This window comes from Streptococcus pneumoniae (assembly GCF_001457635.1).
GTDB classification, from domain to species: Bacteria; Bacillota; Bacilli; order Lactobacillales; family Streptococcaceae; genus Streptococcus; species Streptococcus pneumoniae.
Window position 1 is genome coordinate 1595088 of the sequence record NZ_LN831051.1, and the last position, 20625, is coordinate 1615712.

Consider the following 20625-nt stretch of genomic DNA (forward strand, 5'->3'; position numbering starts at 1 on the left):
CTCCTAGTCTACAAATTCAAACTCAAATTTACCAATGCGGACCAAATCCCCATCTTTAGCTCCACGCGCACGAAGGGCTTCATCAACCCCCATACCACGAAGCTGACGGGCAAATTTCATGACAGATTCATCACGATCAAAGTTGGTCATATTAAAGAGTTTCATGAGTTTTTCACCAGAAAGTACCCATGTCGCATCGTCATCACGACTAATTTCAAAGGCTTTTTCTTCTTCGTCAAATCCATAGTAAGCTTCTTCTTCCATATCGGACTCGTCGTAGAGCAAAAATTCTGGTGTCTTGTCTAACAATTCAGCTGTAGCATCTAAAAGTGTTGCCAGACCTTGCTTGGTCAATCCAGAAATTGGGAAGATAGCTGGTAACTCTTCAAATTCATCATAATTTTCAGCCAATTTTTTCTTAAATTCTTCAAGATTTTCCTGACTCTCAGGCATGTCCATCTTATTAGCTACAATAATCTGTGGACGCTCCATGAGGCGAAGATTGTAAGACTCCAGCTCTTTATTGATAGCTAGGTAATCCTCATATGGATCACGGCCTTCGCTAGCTGACATATCAATGATGTGAAGGATAACACGTGTACGCTCGATATGACGGAGGAACTGAGTTCCCAAACCAACACCTTGACTAGCCCCTTCAATCAAACCTGGCAAGTCGGCTACTGCAAAGGATTCACCTGATTGGGTGCGAACCATACCTAAATTTGGTACAATAGTGGTAAAGTGGTAGGCACCAATTTTAGGCTTAGCTGAGGTAATAACACTTAAAAGTGTTGACTTCCCTACAGATGGGAATCCTACTAAACCGACATCTGCCAAGATTTTTAGTTCCAATTGTAACTCACGTTCCTGACCTGGTTCTCCATTTTCAGAGATTTCCGGTGCAGGATTTTTTGGTGTCGCGAAACGAATATTTCCACGTCCACCACGACCAGCGTGGGCAACGATAAATTCTTGCCCATGTTCAATCAAATCTGTTAAAACCTTGCCAGTCTCCGCATCACGAACAGTCGTACCTTGTGGTACTCGAACTCTAAGGTCCTCAGCACCACGACCATGCATCCCTTTGGTCATCCCTTTTTCACCAGAATCAGCCTTGAAATGACGATTGTAGCGGAAATCCATCAAGGTACGTAGTCCTTCGTCTACAACGAAGACCACATTGCCTCCACGACCACCATCACCACCCCAAGGGCCTCCATTAGGGACATATTTTTCACGACGAAAGGCAACCATACCATCGCCACCATTACCAGCCTTGACCTTAATCTTAGCTGTATCTAAAAACATACTCATTATTTCTTCTCACTTTAAAAAAGGGCTGGGAAATCCCAGTCACTAAATTTTCTTGAATCTATTTTATAGATTACTGAGGGCACCAATTGCAGTTGCAAAAATTCCCAATAAACTTGCTACTAGCATGATAATCACGATAAACAAGGTTATTTTCTCAAACATAGTTTTTTTACGATTTCCATTATCTCCAAATGCCATTTTTCTCTCCTTCGTTACATTCTATTTTCTATTATCTTAGCATGAATTGAGCTAGTTTTCAATAGTCAGTTGCTACTGGTGCGATAATCCATAAAATAATGTAAGCTACAATTCCAGCTCCGTAACAGCAAGTAAGAACACCCCAAATGACTCGAACGATAGTCGGATCCATATCCAGATAATGGGCCACCCCAGCACAAACACCCGCAATCTTTTTATCACGACCGCTTCTCATTAATTGTTTTTTTCATAGCTGTTCCTCTTTCTATTCTTCATGGTCTTTCCAATAGTCTCTCATACTGATCAACTGTGTTTTTGAAGCCTTCAACATGCGTCTAGAACCTTTTACAGGTACAGCAACCACCTGTTGCGGAAGATACAAAACTGTCTTAAAGATACGCTGACTGACCGTATCATCTTTAGCCAAATCTTTCTGGAAGTTATTTGAAATAATAGCATCCAGATAAAACTCATGCACTCGTTTCCCAAAGTTCTCCGCTGAAATCTCATACAATTTCTCTGATAAGGTATGCTCGTTCATGTCTGGTGTTGCAATCAGGGCTTCCAAAATAGCACCAGCCAAATCATGTTCTCCATAGTACAAGGTTCCAAACATTTTATCACTGATGAGGTTGTTCAAATAAGGATTTCCGTGAGCAATGACAGGTGTTCCACTGGCTAAGCTTTCCAAGTAGGTCAAACCTTGCGTTTCGCTTGTCGATGCCGAAATGAAGAAATCCGCCGCTTTATAGTAAAGAGCCGTCTCACTAGGAGCAATCATCCCTGTAAAGATGACTGAGTCTTGAATCTCTAGGTTCTGAGCTTGCTCTTTGAGGTCATTCAGATAAGGGCCATCCCCAGCTACTACCAGTTTAACCTTGTCTTCCTCTTTCAGAACATCAGCAAAGGCTGCTAAAACTGCTTGAATATTTTTTTCATAGGAGATTCTCGAAAGACTAAGCAACGTCTTTTCACCATCTTGAATCCCTAGTTTACTACGCAGTTCTTTCAAATTTTCCTGCTTGATTTCCGGACGCTCAAACTTGGCTAATTCAATCCCAGTAGGAATGACCCGTTTTTCAACCTTGACCTTATAATCAGATAGCAAGTCACGGACAATCTCACTAGGACAAATAACCCCATCCACATCATGCAGGAAACCTCTAACCAGATACTTGACCATACTCGGCCGGATCAACATCCCCTTAGCAATATAATGGACATAGTCTTCATACTGGGTGTGATAGGTATGGATGACTGGAATTTTCAATTCACGCGCAATCCAAATCCCCAACAGGCCAAGAGAAAATTCTGTCTGAGTATGGATAATATCTAGCTGATACTGTTTAGCAATTTCAAGTGCCTTGCTAAAACCTCGGTAGGCAAAGCGACGATCCTTAAAAGCAAAGAAAGGAACACTTGGAATGCGGATAATTTGCCAATCTTCGTAGCGATTGACATCCTTATCTGTCGTCGTAAAGATAAAAACAGCATGTCCCTGCTTTTCAAGTTCTGTTTTCAAGGTTCGAATACTGGTCGCAACACCAGAAACCTGAGGAAAATAGGTATCTGTAAATAAACCAATTCGCATAGATTACCTCACTTTTTACTTTCTCCCTAAAGCGGCTTGTTTCTCATAAAAGTCCAACCAGATTTGTAACAGATGCTCTTCAGAATACTCTCTGGAAATATTCTTAGCCTTTTCTTTGAGATCTTTTAAGGCAGCAGGATTTGCTTGATATTCCAAAATAGCCTCTTTCATCTCTTCTCTACCCGCTGTCGCCCGATAATTTCCCTCCAAAATCACCTTATAGAGATCTAAATCACGCAACATAATAGGAGCCTCACAACTCGCAGCTTCTAAAATAGTCATAGGAAAGAGCTCATTGTAACTAGGCAACAAGAAAAGATCCGCTAGAGCATACAATTCGCGCATCCGCTCTGGCGATACAATGCCTGGAAAAATCAAATTTTTAGGGGGATTTTCCATAATTTTCTTATAGTGTTCATAACCATCTGTCATACCACCAAAAGAGAAGCCACCAGCCCAGATAAAGGTAATCTGAGGCAATTCCTCAGCCAGACGGATAAAGTCATCAATCCCTTTACGTTTCTGAACTTGCCCAGCACCTACTACGATAAACTGATTGTCACTAAGACCAAGATCTGTGCGCAGTCTAACTACCTCTTCTTGTGGTAGAGGATGCCATTTTTCCTTGTTGACAAAGTTAGGAATATAGGTTACTTTTTCACGTGGAATACCAGCTGCTACCAAATCCTCAATAAACATAGGATTGACCACAACCAAGTGCTCCATCCGGTTGTAAAAAGAAAATACATAGCGTTTCACAATTCCCTTTAAGAAAAATGGAATTTTCAAACTTCCCTCAAGTGTAGCTGGCAAGAAATGCACATAGCCAATCTTTCTCCCTGAGCGTTTCTTTTGGAAGGTTGATAAATAATAGGGAAAATCAATCGTATGAAAGTGAGTCACATCTGCCTCGATTGGAAGATTTTCTGTAACAATCAATTGGTCCTTGGCAGCACGGTGAAGAAGACGAACTAATTCACGGTAAGCACCTGAAACTCCCTGTCCTGCTACTTTCTCACTTGAACTCAACATATTGATGCGTAATTTCTTTTTCTCCATAACTACTATTATATCATTTTCTTTGAATAAAATCAGCAAAAGAAAGGAGAGACTAGAGGAAAAGAGGGGAAATTTCCTCGCTTTTCCAACAGTCTCTCACATGCTTTTATATGTTTACTTAATGCCTAGGGCAATGCGGGCATAGCGACTCATTTTTTCAACTGTCCAGGCTGGATACCAGACTAATTTAACCTCAGTATCCGTTACTTCTGGAACCTCTATCATAGCATCATAAATCTGGTCTGTCAAAAGGTCTGCTAAGGGACAACCCATAGTTGTCAAAGTCATGTCAATCTCTGTTTGCCCTGTGTCACCGTCAAAACGAATCTCATAGATCAAACCAAGATTGACAATATCGATTCCCAACTCAGGGTCGATGACTTCTTCCAAGGCTGTTAAAATCCGTGTTTTGATGTTTTCAATTTGCTCTTCTGTATAAGCCATATTTTCCTCACTCTTAGTCTTCAATAAAATCACGAAGCGGTTTGCTGCGGCTTGGTTGGCGTAGTTTTCTCAAAGCCTTTGCTTCAATCTGACGGATACGCTCACGAGTTACGTTAAAGACTTTCCCCACATCTTCAAGTGTGCGCATTTTTCCATCATCTAGTCCAAAACGTAGACGCAGAACATTTTCTTCACGGTCTGTAAGAGTATCTAAGATTTCATCCAATTGCTCACGCAAGACGATACGAGTCGTATAATCCACTGGATTTTCAATCACTTCATCTTCGATAAAGTCTCCAAGGTGGCTATCGTCCTCTTCACCGATAGGAGTTTCAAGAGATACTGGTTCTTGGGCAATCTTCAAGATTTCACGAACCTTATCAGGTGTCATATCCATTCGTTCAGCAATCTGTTCTGGTGTCGGATCTTGCCCCAATTCTTGAAGGAGATTCCGCTGTTCACGAACCAATTTATTGATAGTTTCAACCATGTGAACTGGGATACGGATGGTACGAGCTTGATCCGCAATAGCACGAGTGATAGCCTGACGAATCCACCAAGTTGCATAAGTTGAAAACTTGAACCCTTTAGAATAGTCAAACTTGTCAACCGCCTTCATCAAGCCCATATTTCCTTCTTGAATCAAGTCAAGGAACTGCATGCCACGACCGACATAGCGTTTGGCAATAGAAACAACCAAACGAAGATTGGCTTCCGCAAGACGTTGTTTGGCTTCGATATCGCCAGCTTCAACAGCCAGTGCCAACTCTTTCTCCTCTTCATTGGTCAAGAGAGGAACGACCCCTATTTCTTTCAAGTACATACGGACAGGGTCATTGACCTTAGCAGAAGTTGACCCAACCAAGTCCTCATCGCTGAGTTCTGGTTCTTCTTCATTGCTAAGAACACGCGCACTTGGATTTCCTTCGTTATCTGTGATAGAAATGCCTGCATCCTGAATCCGTTGCAAGAGATCTTCAATCCCATCAGCGTCCAAGGTAAAAGGAATAACCAGACTTGCATTGATTTCATCATCTGTTGCTGTCCCTTTTTGCTTATGATTACGGATAAATTCTGCTACCTGTACGTCAAATGTTGTTACTTCTTTTTGTTTTGTTGCCATTATTACTCCATTCTTCTCTTTTGGGAAATTAAACGTTCCAATTCTTCTAGGGCTGTATCTGTATCTCCTACATGGCTAGCTTCCTGCACCTTCTTTTTGATTCTCATATTGTCCTGATTCAAGAGAGCCTTGTTTCGAGTCATCTCTACTTCACTAAGTTCCTGCGGCGATATCTCAGCAGGCAAATCCTGAGCTAAAACTTGGTACCAAGCTCTTTCAACTTCCTCTGTCTGCTCTGCTAAAACTTCTGGAGGAAGATTTCCATACTGGCCAAGCAAGTCATATAAGACCTGAAATTCAGGTGTAGCAAATGCAAAGTCTTCTCGCAAACGGTAATCGTTCAAAACAAGAGGGGATTCCATCATCCGATAGAGTAGATGGGCTTCTGCCCTCATAATAGCCGATAACTGCTTGGTGATAGGCATGGTGATTGGCGTCGGTCTGGAAATTCCTTCCATGCGATTCTGCCTTTGCACCTGACGACTCTCATTAACAATCTGCTCAATCTGGGCATAATCAAAGGACGCCAGACTGTCAGCTAAAATATGAATATAGCTGTTTTGAGCAGCGATGGACTTTTCTTGAACAATCAAGGGAGCTATTTTTTCAATAAACTCAATCTGAGCCTGCAGATTTTCACTGTTTTCAGGTTTGTACTGATGAATGTAGAACTCAATCGGACTAATACGAGTTTTCGTTAATAGATAGGCCAAGTCTTCTGGACCATTTTTTTGTAGATACTCATCAGGATCCAAGTTATCAGGCATGCTAACGATTTGCACAGGCATATCACCAATTTCATCCAATGCTTTCAATATCGCGGCTTGCCCAGCCTTATCTCCATCGTAAACAAGAACCAATTTCTTGGTTAACCTTTTCAGATGCTCAACATGCTCTCGACTCAAGGCCGTTCCCATCGACGCCACAGCATTTTCGATTCCAGCCTGATAGGCTGCAATAACATCCATGAATCCTTCCATCAGGTAAATCTCACTAGTTTTTCCAGAAGATTTTTTTGCCCTATCCATATGATATAATTCGTAACTTTTGTTAAAAATTGCAGTCGATCGGCTGTTTTTATACTTAGAAGTTTGTGAATCTGTTTTTTGCCAGATACGACCTGAGAAGGCAATGACCTTTCCTTGGTCATTTGTCAGGGGAAACATAATGCGATTGTGAAAGGTGTCTACAAATTGATTGGCATCCGAGAGATAAAACAGGCCTGAATCCAGTAAATCTTCTTCACGATACTGATCAGACAAACGTTGATAGAGATAGTTTCGTTCTGGAGGTGCTAAACCAATCCAAAAATGTTTAAGCACTTCATCTGTCAAACCCCGCTGATAAAGGTAATTTCTGGCCTCTTCGCCCATAGTCGTTGTCATGAGAATAGCATGGTAAAATTTGGCTGCATCTTCGTGCATATCATAAAGAGCTTGGTGAGGCGAGGCTGGCTTCTGTTCACTATAAAGCGGTTTTTCAACCTCAATCCCGACACGCTGACCTAAGATTTGGACAGCCTCCATAAAGGTAACCCCTTGGTACTCCTCGATGAATTTAAAGACATCACCTGAGCGACCACAACCAAAACAGTGGTAAAACTGCTTGTCCTCTACAACGTTGAAAGAAGGTGTTTTTTCACCATGAAAAGGACAGAGCCCTAGATAGTTCCGTCCTGCCTTTTGTAAAGAAATCACATCTCCTATGACTTCCACAATGTTGGCATTGTTTTTGATTTCTTCAATGACTTGTTTGTCAACCATACACAATACCTCCATGTTATCATAGTTTACTTTATATAGTATACTTTATTTCAGAAAAAAAGTAAACCATTTCACTCATTTTCCCTACTTTATTCAAAGAGTTGATAATAATCAGAGATTTTCATTTTTGCTTTTTCTTCTTGGTTTAAATCTTGGATAATCCGTCCTTCTTTCATGACAATCAAGCGATTGCCGTATTTGAGAGCATCTTCCATATGATGAGTAATCATAAGGGCTGTTAGCTGATCTTTCTTAACAAATTCATCTGTCAATTCCATCAAAGCAACACTAGTCTTTGGATCCAGGGCAGCAGTATGCTCATCTAACAGGAGTAATTCAGGTCGCTTCAAGGTTGCCATCAAGAGACTCAAAGCCTGTCTTTGTCCACCTGATAAGAACTCAATCGGTGTATTCAAGTGTTTCTCAAGACCATTTCCTACTTTTTCAATGGTTGCCTGAAATTCATCCTTATAGCTAGTCAAGCGTCTTGGTAACAATCCACGCTTTTCACCACGAAACTTGGCGATTAAAAGATTTTCAGCGACCGTCATACGGGGAGCTGTCCCCATCTTTGGATCTTGGAAGACACGAGACAGGTACTTGGCACGCTTCTCGGGTGAAAACTTAGTGAGATCTTCACCTAAAATACGGATAGTTCCACTAGTTAGTGATAAGGTCCCTGCTATAGTGTTAAAGAGAGTTGATTTTCCAGCACCATTTCCGCCCAAAATCGTGATAAAGTCCCGTTCAAAAATTTCTAAGGAAACATCATTTAAAATAATCTTTTCTTCATCAAAGCCATTTTTAACGATTTTGGTTGCATTTTTTAATTCTACAATTGCTGTCATTTGCTTAACTTGGCTCCTTTCAAGATTGTTTGCTTAAATGTTGGAATCATGAGGCAGACTGCTAAAATCAAGGCACTGTATAAACGAAGGTAACTTGTATTAAAGCCAAGTGCGATAACTGCCCACACTAAAAATTGATAAGCGATAGAACCTACAACGATAGTAACCAAACGCTCTGCCAAGCTCAAACTCTTGAAAATAACTTCTCCAATAATCAAACTTGCAAGCCCCACAACGATAACCCCGATCCCTCGAGACACATCGGCATAGCCTTCTTGCTGAGCAATGAGGGCACCTGCAAGGGCAATCACACCATTTGATAAGACCAAGCCCATGAGCTCCATGCGTCCAGTATGAATCCCGAAACTTCTAGCCATATCAGGATTATCCCCTGTAGCAATATAGGCTTGTCCGAGTTTAGTGTCCAAGAAAAAGAGCATGAGAGCAATAACAATACTCACAAAGATGAGACCTGTCAAGAGTTGATTCAAATCCGAATCAAAAGGCAAAACATCCTGAATTTGCTTGGTTCCAAGCAGGCCTAAATTCGCACGTCCCATAATCAAGAGCATGATTGAGTGACAAGAAGTCATCACCAAAATCCCTGAGAGCAAGGTTGGGATCTTCCCTTTTGTATAAAGAAGGCCTGCTGCCATTCCAGCCAAACAACCTGCTCCTACAGCAACAAGTGTCGCTAAAAATGGGTTCACGCCTTTGGTTATCAAAGTGACAGCAACAGCTCCCCCAAGAGGGAAGGAACCTTCTGTCGTCATATCTGGAAAGTTTAAAATCCTAAATGTCATAAAGATTCCCAGACCTAGAATAGCCCAGACAAATCCTTGAGAAATAATGGAAACAATCATATTTTATTTAATCCTTTCTATATTCATCTTTTTAAAAAATGGGAAGAGTCTCCTCCCCCCTACCTTATTTATTCGATGACTTGTCCTGCTTCTTTGAGAACAGACTCAGGAATAGTAATACCTAGTTCTTGTGCTATTTTTTTATTGATGACTGACTTACCAATTGAAAAGACATTGACTGGGGTATCGGCTGGTTTTGCACCTTTCAAGACTTGCACAATCATTTTACCTGTTGCCACACCAAGGTCATGTTGGTCAATTACAACTGATGCCAAACCACCTACTTCTACCATAGCTGTCGCACTGGGATAAACTGGTTTCTTAGAACTTTGATTGCTAGAGACAACCGTTGGAAATCCTGATGCAATGGTGTTATCAATTGGAACCCAAATAGCATCTACCTTGCTAGTCATAACAGTGACAGTTGAGGCAATTTCATTTGTTGAAGGAACTGCAAATGTTTCCACTGTCAGACCTGCTTTTTCAGCATAAGCCTTAAATTCTTCGACCTGTGTTTTTGAATTGTCTTCGCTACTTGAGTAAAGAGCTCCGATTGTTTTCACATTCGGTGTCAGAGCCTTGATGAGTTCAACTTGTTGTTGAGCTGGATTGTGGTCAGATACCCCTGTAACGTTGCCACCTGGTTTTTTCAAATCTTTAACCAAGTTAGCACCAATTGGGTCTGTAATAGCGGCCATGATAACCGGTAGGTCTTTTGTTGCACTAGCCAACCCTTGGGCTGCTGGTGTTGCGATACCAACCACAAGGTCATTCCCATTTGCAACCAATTGTTTACTCATTGTCGCAACCTTACTTTGGTCACCTTCTGAGTTCATAAAATCAATTTTAACTTGATCATCTTTATATCCTTCTTCTGCAAGTCCATCTTGGATCCCTTTATAAATCAAATCAAGGGATGGATGGCTCACAAATTGAAGCACACCAATCTTGGTTATTTTCTTCTCATCCTTATTATTCTGAACTTCTGATTTATTCATTGAAGAATAAATCAAGCTTCCTGCTACTAAGACTGCTAATGCAGCAATAATTCCAATTAAACGTTTATTTTTCATTCTGTTTCTCCTTTTTATTTCCTTTAACATATTTCACTTATCTAAACAAGCGACGCCATCGTTTTCTTTCCATACTAACCTCCATCAAAAAAATCCTCACACAAAAAACTTGTGTGAGGACGTCGATGCGCGGTACCACCTCAATTATAGGGAATTTCCCTATCGCTCAGTCTCGCAATAACGAGATGCACTGTAAGGTGTGCTTACCGAATTTTTATAATTTCAAATTCTAAATAGCATTCAGCCCAATTTTCATCATCGCCACTTATCTGTTTTCAGCTACCACAGACTCTCTAAAAAGTTTGTATGATTACTTTTCTGAATGGTTAAATTATATCATTTTTAAACTACTTGTCAATAGTCTATTAGAATTTTTTTGATATTCACTTTTAGCATTCACTCTTGAAAATTATCAACCTGAATTACGCAATCCTGTCGCAATTCCGTTGATCGTGATATGAATCAATCGTTCTTGATCACTGGACAATTCTCCACGACGTTGGCGTTTAATCAACTCCAACTGAATATAGTTGAGAATATTAAAGTAAGGCATACGGTAATCCAGACTAGCTTTTAGATATGGATTGTCAGCTAAGAGTTCGTCATGTCCTTCAATAGCCAAGATAACGTTCTTAGTAACTTGCCATTCATTTAAAATAGTCTCATAGATGGCCTTAACTTGCTCGTCTTCACAAAGTTTAGCATATTCAAAAGCAATATTCATATTTGATTTTGACAAAACCATATCAACATTTGAAAGAAGCGATTGGAAGAAAGGCCAATTTTGGTACATATCTCGTAAGATAGCAATATTCTCTGGATTTTTATTGATAAATTCCTTGAAGCTTGAACCAACCCCGTACCATCCAGGGAACATAACACGACTCTGTGACCATGAGAATACCCAAGGGATGGCACGCAAACCACCGATTTCAGTAATAGTCTTACGAGCGGCTGGACGAGAACCAATATTAAAACTTGAAATAGCCTTGATTGGACTTGACTCGAAGAAATAATCATAGAAATGCTCATTACCAAAGACCAAATCACGGTAGATATCGTAACTACGGTCCACTACTTGATCCATAATGGCTTCATAACGATTTGGGGTATTGGTATCGCTCTTCTTCTGAGTAATCATACGGTTAATAGCTGCCGATACTAGCATTTCAAGGTTATAGTAAGCGGCGTCTTTGTTACCGTATTTATTCCCAATTACTTCACCCTGCTCCGTCAAACGGATACGATCCTTGATAGACTTGAGCGGTTGAGATGTAATGGCTTCATAGGTTGGCCCACCACCACGACCGACAGTACCACCACGACCATGGAAGAAGGTAACCTTAACGCCAAATTCATCTCCAATAGCAGTCAATTGTTGTTGAGCCTTGTAGAGGGTCCAACATGATGACAAGTAACCGCCATCTTTATTACTGTCAGAGTAGCCAAGCATGATTTCTTGGTAGTTATTTCGTGAGTCAATCCATTTTTTGGCAAGGCTAAGAGAAAGATATTTTCTCATTGTTTCCTCTGAATGATCCAAGTCTTCAATTGTTTCAAAAAGGGGAACAATCTGAACACGCGCCCTTTCCGTATCCACCAGTCCTACTTCTTTTAACAGAATAGCTAATTCTAGCATATCAGAAAGGTTGGTTGCATGTGAAATGATGGTCTGACGGATGACATCATCTCCCAACTTATCTTTCAAAACACGAGCCGTCTTAAAAATAGCTAATTCTTTTGCTAATAATTCTGATTTTTCTGCGTGAGTCGCAGAAAGAATTCGGGGATCTTCTTCTAATTCTTTCAAGAGAAGGTCACACTTTTCTTCTTCGCTCAACTCGCTATAACGAGAATGAATTCCTGCTGATTTCAAGAGTTCTGCCACACAGGCTTCATAGACGCTAGAGTCTTGTCGCATATCAATTGATGCTAAGTAAAAACCAAATATCTCTACTGCCTGCAATAATTCCACAAAATCACCTGAAATCAAGGACTCGCCCTTATTTTCTAGTAGAGAATCTCGAATGGCAATCAAATCCTTGTAGAAATCATTGGCGGTTTCATAACGAGTCCCAACTTCTTCATCCTCAATCAGATAGGTTTTAGTTGCCTGAATTTTTGATTGAATATCAAACAAGGCACGACGGTAAAGCTCTTTTTCGCGGTAAATCGAGTTATCCTTGGATTGACGAGCCATTTCTCTGACTTGCTTGCTGACGTTGACAATGCTAGTTGAAAGAGAAAATTCACGATAAAGTTGGTAAATCTTTTTATCATAGTAGTTCATGATGACTTCACACTGAGTGAGTGCAGACTGCTTCAAGGTCTTTGCTGTAACAAATGGATTTCCATCACGGTCACCACCTATCCACATACCCATGGTGATTGGTTTAGCCTGTTTTAAATTCAGACCATGCGCTTGCGCTAAGCGCTTATACTCCGTCGTCAAATGAGGTACAGCTTTCAAAAAGGAGCTGTTATAATATTCCATAGCATTCGTGATTTCGTTAGTCACTTTTAATTTTTTCTCACGAATCATGTCTGTCTGCATGATAATTTCGATGTAACGACGCAAATCATTGTACCATTTATCTTTATTGATCAACCCCAACTTAACATCACGGTATTTACGCAAAAGACTATGAATATGATTTGTTAAATCCAACATACTTTTGCGTTGCACTTGTGTTGGATGGGCTGTCAAAACAGGGACAACATTCAAGTGTTCTAGGATCTCAACGGCATTTTCCTTTTCTGCTACCAATTTAATCGTTGTAGATAATTTACCTAAATAGTCCTGATCAATATTATTTTGATGATTGATTTCATAAGCTAAATCCACATCCTCTGAAATATTAATCAAAAGAGGCAAGATAGAGAAATAGCGTGAAATATAGACCATTTCATCATTTGATAAGCTAGTCACTAGACGGTTTAGACCTTGATAATCTTCCTGCGTTGATAATTCTTTCAACTGTATTATTTTTTCAAAGGTCTCTGGGGCAAGCATATTTTTAGTAATATCTTCCAGTAATTCTGTTAGAATCAAGACTTCTTCTTGCACAACACTTTTATTACTATAATTTTCTAATTTTTGAAGAGACATAAACTATCCTTTCTTTATCCTACTTCAACAGAAGGTTCATTGGTTGATTTTCCAATTCTCGGTACAATTTAGCGCGTTTTTCACTGGCATCAATATTTAAGACAAAGGCTACTGCCACTGATAAGACTAGAAGACTATTTCCACCCTGGGATAAGAAGGGGAAAGTCACTCCTGTAGATGGAATCAAGCCCGAAATCCCTCCGATATTGACAAATACCTGAACCAACATCATCCCTCCGACACCGAGTGCAACCATGGCATTGAAAGGATTCTCCGCTCGGATACCGACCAAGATAATCCGCAAAATCATGAAAAACAAGAGAGCTAAAATAAGACTGGCACCAACAAAGCCAAATTCTTCAATCACGATAGAAAAGACAAAGTCTGTATGAGCTTCTGGCAAATAACCTCGTTTTTCAATCGAGTTTCCAAGACCTAGACCAAACCAACCGCCATTGACCATGGCAAAATAAGAATTAGCTAACTGGTGACCTGCATCAGCACGATCGGCAAAAGGATTAAAAAAGGCACTAAAGCGCTTGGCTACATAGCCAAATACTGGAATTTTTGAAAAGGTCTCAACACCGATTAGGCTGATAGTGGTCAAGACAAAGACAGAAGTGGCAGATACGAGCGCCAGAATGGTTGAAAACCAGCGATAAGCGATTCCACTAACTGTATACATAATCAAGGAAACCAAGACTAAAATAGTCGCATTTCCTAAATCAGGGAAAATTCCCAAACTTCCAATCAGAACTAGGAGAACGAATCGCCAATCATTAAAAGCACGGGGAAGCCATTGATTTTGAGTCAAAACTTGAAAATCATAAGTAGCTATTTCTTCTTGCTGTTTGGAGAATCGGTGAGCTAAATACCAAATAATAATGATTTTTAAGTACTCAGCTGGCTGAATAGTTACTCCTGCAACCGAAATCCAACCGTATGCCCCGTTTACTGAAATACCAATAAAACGAGCCAAGAACAATAAAAGCATTTCTATTAATATAACTAAAATGATTAGTCGCTCATTTCTCAAAAAATCTAGTCTCAATTTATAAATTAAGGCAATCAGTATCAAACTAACAATCCAAAAGATTCCTTGGTTTCGAACCAACTGCAAGGCGCTCTTGCCTTCTTCAATTAAAATAGCACTGGTGGTCGAATAGACCACAATCAAGCCCAAAATAGATAAAAGCAAGTAGGGAATCAAGATGGAATAATTTAATAAGTGCCTCTTACTAATCTTCATAGTATCACCACTCTACTAGGATACAGACAAATCTGTTCCAAATTCCGTTTTATTTTCTAGTTTTGATTGCTATTATACCATTTTTTCAGAAAGAAAAAAACTCTTACCTTACAATCCTTCGAATTTTACTGTTTTTACAGAATTAAGGCAGAATTTGAAATCGTAAAACCATTTTGAATAAGAGTTGCTTCAATCCATTGACTCCGACTAATTATGTTGCTTTCGTGAATGCCAAAATCAGCCGCAATTTGTTCATAAGTGCGCTATTCTCGCATGTATTGAATAGTTACCATAAGGAGATCGTCTAGGCTTAATTTGCTTTTTCGTCCACCTTTTGCGCGTTTACGTTGATAAGCTGTTTTTAACACCGCTAACATCTCTTCAAAAGTCGTGCGCTGAACACCTACAAGGATCTTGAAACGGCTATCGCTCAATTGTTTACTTGCTTCATCATTCATAGTTTTATTGTATTATATTTTTGTTTCGCAGGAAGTCTATTATTCCTTTCGTTCCAAGGTTTTTACGCTTTTAGCAACAAGCTTACACACTCCACGTGATGCGTCTGTAGAACTCAAAAGGTTCGGGGAACCTTTTGAGGATTAATTGCGTTTATCTAACAAACTCACACATTCAACATGGCATGACTGATGAAGTCATCATAAGAATTTCACTTGCTGCTCTTTTACGGTGGCAGCCTGAACGGTCAGAAGTATCATTGTATATCATTTGTATCATGGCATATAAAGTATCGCTCTATTTTATTGATGGTTTTAATATCGCTCTTATCATGGCGAACCATTCAAATCTGCTCCACAAATGAGGAAAGTACCATTTTGGACTATTCAATTGTCAAAGAACAAATAAAAAAAATCTTCGCATTTTCACACTCTATGAAATTGAGGAGATTATTTTCTAAAGCGAATTTTATCAGGAAAATCCGTCAATCCCAATAGGTAGTCTGTACTGACATCGTAAAAGTTTGAGAGAGTTACCAATATATCTGCTGTTAACGTATGCTCACCCCGTTCAATTTTAGCATAAGCTGAGTCTGTAAACGAAAGTATTTTAGCTATTTGTTTTTGGGTCAAATCGTGATCTTCCCTCAAATCTCTCAAACGTCTGTACATCTAGCTTTCTCCTGAGAAAAGTATAATATATAAAACTAAGAAATCATTCAAAGTGTCCAAACTGGACATTTTGAACTAAAATTAATTTATTAAACATATCTCATAAGCATATCTATTATAGGTAAGACAATATTAAGAAAGACGGTCAAAATCTATTAACCGTCTAAAGATGTTATAAGCTATTAAAAAATCAGCAGTAATCCGGTAACAAAAGTCACATAATTTTGTTAAGGAAGGGATTAATGATGTCCAGATTACTACTAACCAGCAAATTGAAAAATGGTCAACATGATATTTCTAATGTGAATCTCTTACTTTCAGAACCTAAAAGCTGAATAATAGCCACCCCCTACTTATCAATAAAATTTTCCGTTGCATTAACAGATGTATATAGACCACTCCATGGATTTCAAAGCAATTAACTAGACTTTATTTGTCAATAACCACAAAATTAGATTAGAAAAATCATTAAAAATTAATTGGAGTCCTTTGTGATGCTTTTTCAATAAAAGTAATACTTCTCAATATTTTAACTGAACTAAAGAAATAGCATAATGGTATCTTGATTGTATTCTTCTAAAAAGGATTGCCCTTCACATTCAACTGTGATTGATTAAATTCCAAAAATATATTCCAAAGGCGCTCTAAATTCTCTATATCAGCTATTTTTTATCATCTATCAACTTCTATCATACCTCTTCAATAGCGTGCTAAATATTAGCGATAATATCGTAATAGATACACCAATAATAAAAAAATTAAAAGTATTGTTAGGATTTAAAACTACTGAGAAAAAAACAGTACCTAGTGGCATAAAAAGAATAGCTACCGTAAAGATGATTCCAAATACTCTGCCAAGAAACTCATTATCTACGTCTCTTTGAACAATAGAGAAAAATTGGATATTAAAAATGGAAAGAAATAGACTAAATAATGCTGGAGTAAAGGCTAAAATAATGACGTTGCGGAACATATAATAGATCGGCGCTGTTAGCATTAACATCAAACCTGAATATGCTAAAAAGAGCATTAAACGTTTGCTTGACAAGGATTTATTGATAAATCCACTTAATATCGCACCAATAAAGCCACCAATCGCTTCGGCTGTTAAAAAGGTTCCATATAGCCCACTTGAAATACTTCCAAACATTTGATTACTGTATGGCAGCAACAAATTATAGGCTGCTAGGAAAAAGTTAACAAGTGCTGAAAGGGCAATTATAGTGAGAATTTGTTTATGACTATATACATACGTAAATCCTATTTTTAAATCATCAAAGATTCCTCTTATCGTCATATTCTCTTTTGTATCCACCTCCTCATTTACAGGAGTAATGAAGAAAATTAGTGAGGCAGCAATTAAAAACGATAATCCATCTAGTAATAACACACCATGTATTCCAAGTAACTTATATAAGAAAATTGCAATCATAGGAATTGTTACTTTAATCACAGTACTTGTTGTTTCTAGCAATGAATTAAGTTATGATATACTGTCCTTTTTTACAATTTCTTTCGTAAAAGCTTTGTATGATGGCCCTGAAAAAGCACTCATAAAAGCCAAAATGACATTTGTTATGACTATCGCATAAACCAACCATTTTTCTTGGGATATAAATGAAAGAGTTATGCAAGCAATACCACATAAGATATTTGTAGTAATAATAATTTTTTTCCGCTTGAAACTATCTGCAATAACTCCACCAAATAAATTAAATAGAACACCTATCATACTTTCTAATGATTGATAAATTGCAACCACTGATAGAGATGTTGGATTAAGACCAGCAAGAAAGGTATTATTGGCGAAATCAAACATGATATCTCCGATTCGAGATATCATCCTACTAGCTACAATGGATAGAATATTGTGATGTTCTTCTCTAATCATTTTATTCTCCCGAATCAGTAATCACATATTTAAACTTTTGTGATATGTGCTTAAGTTCATCTAACCTTTTCTCAAATTCACAACTATTTTTGCAATTAAATTGGACAAACATTGAATTTTCGACTACATTTTCAGATACTTTATAGTAAGTATTTGGTTTAATAAATATGTACACTTTTTTTGCCCAAGCCAATTCTTTTTCATCAGGTACCTCGATAACCTTACCTTGCTTTCTATATAAAGCAAACGTTGCTGAGATATTAGCAGGTCTAGAAATCACTTTAGAAAAATTTATTTTTTTCAATCCTTGTGAATTAGTCAAAATATCCCAATATTCTTTAATTACATCAACTCCATGACTATCCTCAATTAACTGGGGAATATCTCCCCCTCCAAATCTTTTTCCAACTTCACAAAAGACTATTTTACCAGTTGATAATTCAAGGAACCATTCAAAATGAAAAGGGGTTATTTCAGAATTGATAGAAAAAACATTCAAAACTTTGCGACATTCTTCCAATGCTTTTTCTATGTATTCAATTTTTTCACTATCATTATATAACGAACTAGTCCTTACAAGATAATATCCACTAGAACTTAAGGTATTGAACAATAGTTCCTCATATTCGTGAACATAAAATCGCTTAATCTCACTTCCAATTGAATAACCATCACATGTTATCATGTTATCGATATCAATGTATTCCTCTATAATATAGTTTTTTTCAAAATACACTGAATCAATTTTCTCGTTAGGGTAAACTTTTTTTATTCCATTACTTCCTGCTTCATTTCTAGGTTTTAAAATTGCAGCAGAAGATTTACAATTATTCCAAAAAACACGTAAATCATTTTCTGATTCTAAAAGCCTAAAATACGGTTGATTTACTACTCCAACTAAAAATGAACGCATGAAGTATTTGTCTTTAAATAATAAATTAGACACAGAGTGAGTATTTTTTTCTACAAAATGATCATTCAAAAAACCTACTATATCCATGTCTTCCTCACTCAAGGTTGTAATACTCTCAACTTCTGTATTTTGACTTATCCTTCTAATTTCTAAGATGATATTTGGTAGAATAAAATCTTCTAAAAAAATGACCTTAGGTAGATTATTTCCTTCAGCTAGATAATCTTCATATTTTTTTCTTTGAACCTCAGGTGCAATAATTACTACATTTCTGTTATACAGATATTTTAGTTTAACAACCCGTGCAGAATATCTAAATAATACTATATGCATGTTAATCCCAATCCTTTCAATTATTAGTCATCATATCCATTTGGATGTTTCTGTTGCCATTTCCACGTATCTTGGCACATTTTCATAATATCATACCTTGGCTTCCATCCCAGTAGCTCTTCTGCTTTTGAAATATCTGCAATTGAAACGTCCATATCTCCTGCTCTCCTTGAAGTTATCTTATATGGAATATACGAGCCTATGACACTCTCTAAGCTGTGTAGGATTTCAAATACACTAAAACCAACACCACTTCCTAAATTGATTACTTCATATAAACCTTCATCTGTATTAAAAATATACTCTAATGCTTTTCTGTGTCCGTCTGCTAAATCGTTAACGTGAACATAGTCCCTTATACAAGTCCCATCAGGAGTACTGTAATCAACTCCGAATATATTTAAATATGGTAATTTTCCAATTGCAACTTGTGTAATGTAAGGAACAAGATTATTCGGAATTCCATTTGGATCCTCTCCTAAATCACCACTTTCATGTGCACCCAATGGATTAAAATACCTCAGACAAACAATTTTCCAATTTGAATTCGAAATAAACAAATCATTTAAAAGTACTTCTATATACTGTTTTGTTCTCCCATACGGGTTTGAAGCTTTTAATGGATTAGTCTCATAGAATGGCATGATAGGAGTACTTTCGTATACAGTAGCTGATGAACTAAACACAAAATTAAATACCTTATATTTTTTCATTAGTTTTAAAATATTTATAGTTGATAATAAATTATTTTCATAATACTTCAATGGTTCAACCACGGATTCTCCAACAGCTTTATACCCTGCAAAATGAATTACTCCATCAAAATTATGTCTCTTAAAAACATTTTCCAATTTTTCTTCATTTTTTAAATCAATTTTATAAAAATGAAGATTTCTACTCTTCTTGGATATCTGCTTAATAGACTCAATAACTTTTTTCTTAGAGTTACTCAAATCATCAATGATTGTTACTTCATAATTATTATCTAACAAGTCCAAAACTGTATGTGATCCTATGTATCCTGCTCCACCTGTTATTAATAATGATTTCATGCTAATTTACCTCCATATTCTTTATGCCATTAATTTGAAATTTATCTTGGCTAAAAATTACCCTATTTGATTTTGCTTCACTTCCAAGAAAGTTACCGATAGAAATTTCTGGAAATTCAAAAATCTTTCTAGACTCTAATTTATATTTGTCTATGTCTAACAAAGTATATTTTCCATATTGATTAACCAGATTGGAATTATTAAACAAGATCAAGGGATAGTTATACTCCCTTGGTAATTCTGCTGTAATGATTGAATTTTGATTTTTAAATTCGAAGTTAAATTCACAAATCCCTTCCCTAAAAAAATGAAGCTCTACATCATCAAATACATAGTTACAGTCCAATTCCTTATGAAAACCTAGATAAAATCCTCTTATTAACGAATAGGGATTTGAAACATATGATACAACCGGAAAATTAAAATAATCTTCTCCAATACAAAGAGGTATCTTAAAGATTATTTCTGTATATAAGATTTCATTATTTTCATTAATTTCTGAATACATATCAGAAAAGGTAAGATAGAATGATTCTACTGATTGTAGTTGTCGATACAATTCTTGATCTAGAGACTTAACATCTGGGTATAATACACTAGCATCAACTGCTTTATTTAGTTTAACTTCTAGAGTTATATTATTACCTTTAAATTTATTTGGTAATCTTATCATAG

17 protein-coding genes, 2 pseudogenes and 1 other annotated feature are annotated in these 20625 nt (G+C 37.5%); all 19 genes and pseudogenes read right to left on the bottom strand.

Annotated features, from left to right (window positions below):
* Window positions 1–3: 3 nt before the first annotated feature.
* Window positions 4–1314: a GTPase ObgE gene (obgE, locus tag AT689_RS08430; protein WP_000061639.1), complete on the bottom strand. Its 1311-nt coding sequence runs from the start codon at window positions 1312–1314 to the stop codon at window positions 4–6.
* 63 nt (window positions 1315–1377) lie between these two features.
* On the bottom strand, window positions 1378–1512 hold the full coding sequence (locus AT689_RS08435) for a DUF4044 domain-containing protein (protein ID WP_000863859.1): 135 nt from the start codon (window positions 1510–1512) through the stop codon (window positions 1378–1380).
* Between the two features lie 58 nt (window positions 1513–1570).
* Entirely contained in the window at window positions 1571–1747 is a 177-nt protein-coding gene (locus AT689_RS08440) for a PspC domain-containing protein (RefSeq protein WP_001256254.1), read from the bottom strand.
* A gap of 30 nt (window positions 1748–1777) precedes the next feature.
* Window positions 1778–3103 (bottom strand): glycosyltransferase family 4 protein, encoded by a 1326-nt coding sequence (locus AT689_RS08445; protein ID WP_001219426.1) that lies wholly within the window; start codon window positions 3101–3103, stop codon window positions 1778–1780.
* 15 nt (window positions 3104–3118) lie between these two features.
* Window positions 3119–4162 carry an alpha-galactosylglucosyldiacylglycerol synthase gene (cpoA, locus tag AT689_RS08450; protein ID WP_000412279.1) on the bottom strand — a complete coding sequence of 348 codons (1044 nt, stop codon included), beginning with the start codon at window positions 4160–4162 and terminating at the stop codon, window positions 3119–3121.
* Between the two features lie 114 nt (window positions 4163–4276).
* Window positions 4277–4606, bottom strand: coding sequence for a metal-sulfur cluster assembly factor (locus AT689_RS08455; RefSeq protein WP_000331928.1), 330 nt, complete (start codon window positions 4604–4606; stop codon window positions 4277–4279).
* Between the two features lie 13 nt (window positions 4607–4619).
* Window positions 4620–5729, bottom strand: coding sequence for an RNA polymerase sigma factor RpoD (gene rpoD, locus AT689_RS08460; RefSeq protein ID WP_000201902.1), 1110 nt, complete (start codon window positions 5727–5729; stop codon window positions 4620–4622).
* A gap of 2 nt (window positions 5730–5731) precedes the next feature.
* Complete coding sequence (gene dnaG / locus AT689_RS08465) at window positions 5732–7492, bottom strand: DNA primase (protein WP_000227891.1); 1761 nt, start codon at window positions 7490–7492, stop codon at window positions 5732–5734.
* A gap of 89 nt (window positions 7493–7581) precedes the next feature.
* A complete protein-coding gene (locus AT689_RS08470; protein WP_000125408.1) occupies window positions 7582–8340 on the bottom strand; it encodes an ABC transporter ATP-binding protein in 759 nt (252 codons plus the stop codon).
* Entirely contained in the window at window positions 8337–9203 is an 867-nt protein-coding gene (locus tag AT689_RS08475; protein WP_000637238.1) for an ABC transporter permease, read from the bottom strand. The genes AT689_RS08470 and AT689_RS08475 overlap by 4 nt, the downstream gene beginning before the upstream one ends.
* Window positions 9204–9271: 68 nt before the next feature.
* Window positions 9272–10276, bottom strand: coding sequence for a tryptophan ABC transporter substrate-binding protein (gene trpX, locus AT689_RS08480; protein ID WP_000792168.1), 1005 nt, complete (start codon window positions 10274–10276; stop codon window positions 9272–9274).
* A gap of 112 nt (window positions 10277–10388) precedes the next feature.
* Window positions 10389–10606, bottom strand: a binding site (T-box leader).
* An 82-nt stretch (window positions 10607–10688) separates the two neighbouring features.
* A complete protein-coding gene (gene ppc, locus AT689_RS08485) occupies window positions 10689–13385 on the bottom strand; it encodes a phosphoenolpyruvate carboxylase (RefSeq protein ID WP_000058197.1) in 2697 nt (898 codons plus the stop codon).
* Between the two features lie 19 nt (window positions 13386–13404).
* Complete coding sequence (gene ftsW / locus AT689_RS08490) at window positions 13405–14634, bottom strand: cell division peptidoglycan polymerase FtsW (protein WP_000703361.1); 1230 nt, start codon at window positions 14632–14634, stop codon at window positions 13405–13407.
* Between the two features lie 143 nt (window positions 14635–14777).
* A pseudogene (locus AT689_RS11950) lies at window positions 14778–15092 on the bottom strand (helix-turn-helix domain-containing protein); the annotation flags it as partial.
* Between the two features lie 447 nt (window positions 15093–15539).
* On the bottom strand, window positions 15540–15761 hold the full coding sequence (locus tag AT689_RS08500) for a helix-turn-helix domain-containing protein (RefSeq protein ID WP_000286245.1): 222 nt from the start codon (window positions 15759–15761) through the stop codon (window positions 15540–15542).
* Window positions 15762–16440: 679 nt separating this feature from the next.
* Window positions 16441–17652, bottom strand: a pseudogene (locus AT689_RS11960) (MFS transporter).
* A 1-nt stretch (window position 17653) separates the two neighbouring features.
* Window positions 17654–18898, bottom strand: coding sequence for an ATP-grasp domain-containing protein (locus AT689_RS08515; protein ID WP_000548394.1), 1245 nt, complete (start codon window positions 18896–18898; stop codon window positions 17654–17656).
* 23 nt (window positions 18899–18921) lie between these two features.
* The gene (galE, locus tag AT689_RS08520; protein ID WP_000838665.1) at window positions 18922–19950 is read right to left on the bottom strand and encodes a UDP-glucose 4-epimerase GalE; all 1029 of its coding nucleotides are present in this window, start codon (window positions 19948–19950) and stop codon (window positions 18922–18924) included.
* 1 nt (window position 19951) lies between these two features.
* Window positions 19952–20623, bottom strand: coding sequence for a hypothetical protein (locus AT689_RS08525; RefSeq protein WP_000620361.1), 672 nt, complete (start codon window positions 20621–20623; stop codon window positions 19952–19954).
* Window positions 20624–20625 lie beyond the last annotated feature (2 nt).

Excerpts from the sequence above, each read along its gene's own strand:
- dnaG (WP_000227891.1), bottom strand. The coding sequence starts at position 7,492 with ATGGTTGACAAACAAGTCATTGAAGAAATCAAAAACAATGCCAACATT.
- trpX (WP_000792168.1), bottom strand. The coding sequence starts at position 10,276 with ATGAAAAATAAACGTTTAATTGGAATTATTGCTGCATTAGCAGTCTTA.
- AT689_RS08475 (WP_000637238.1), bottom strand. The coding sequence starts at position 9,203 with ATGATTGTTTCCATTATTTCTCAAGGATTTGTCTGGGCTATTCTAGGT.
- AT689_RS08455 (WP_000331928.1), bottom strand. The coding sequence starts at position 4,606 with ATGGCTTATACAGAAGAGCAAATTGAAAACATCAAAACACGGATTTTA.
- ftsW (WP_000703361.1), bottom strand. The coding sequence starts at position 14,634 with ATGAAGATTAGTAAGAGGCACTTATTAAATTATTCCATCTTGATTCCC.
- AT689_RS08470 (WP_000125408.1), bottom strand. The coding sequence starts at position 8,340 with ATGACAGCAATTGTAGAATTAAAAAATGCAACCAAAATCGTTAAAAAT.
- rpoD (WP_000201902.1), bottom strand. The coding sequence starts at position 5,729 with ATGGCAACAAAACAAAAAGAAGTAACAACATTTGACGTACAGGTAGCA.
- AT689_RS08525 (WP_000620361.1), bottom strand. The coding sequence starts at position 20,623 with ATGATAAGATTACCAAATAAATTTAAAGGTAATAATATAACTCTAGAA.
- AT689_RS08445 (WP_001219426.1), bottom strand. The coding sequence starts at position 3,103 with ATGCGAATTGGTTTATTTACAGATACCTATTTTCCTCAGGTTTCTGGT.
- galE (WP_000838665.1), bottom strand. The coding sequence starts at position 19,950 with ATGAAATCATTATTAATAACAGGTGGAGCAGGATACATAGGATCACAT.
- AT689_RS08440 (WP_001256254.1), bottom strand. The coding sequence starts at position 1,747 with ATGAGAAGCGGTCGTGATAAAAAGATTGCGGGTGTTTGTGCTGGGGTG.
- cpoA (WP_000412279.1), bottom strand. The coding sequence starts at position 4,162 with ATGGAGAAAAAGAAATTACGCATCAATATGTTGAGTTCAAGTGAGAAA.
- AT689_RS08435 (WP_000863859.1), bottom strand. The coding sequence starts at position 1,512 with ATGGCATTTGGAGATAATGGAAATCGTAAAAAAACTATGTTTGAGAAA.
- AT689_RS08500 (WP_000286245.1), bottom strand. The coding sequence starts at position 15,761 with ATGTACAGACGTTTGAGAGATTTGAGGGAAGATCACGATTTGACCCAA.
- ppc (WP_000058197.1), bottom strand. The coding sequence starts at position 13,385 with ATGTCTCTTCAAAAATTAGAAAATTATAGTAATAAAAGTGTTGTGCAA.
- obgE (WP_000061639.1), bottom strand. The coding sequence starts at position 1,314 with ATGAGTATGTTTTTAGATACAGCTAAGATTAAGGTCAAGGCTGGTAAT.
- AT689_RS08515 (WP_000548394.1), bottom strand. The coding sequence starts at position 18,898 with ATGCATATAGTATTATTTAGATATTCTGCACGGGTTGTTAAACTAAAA.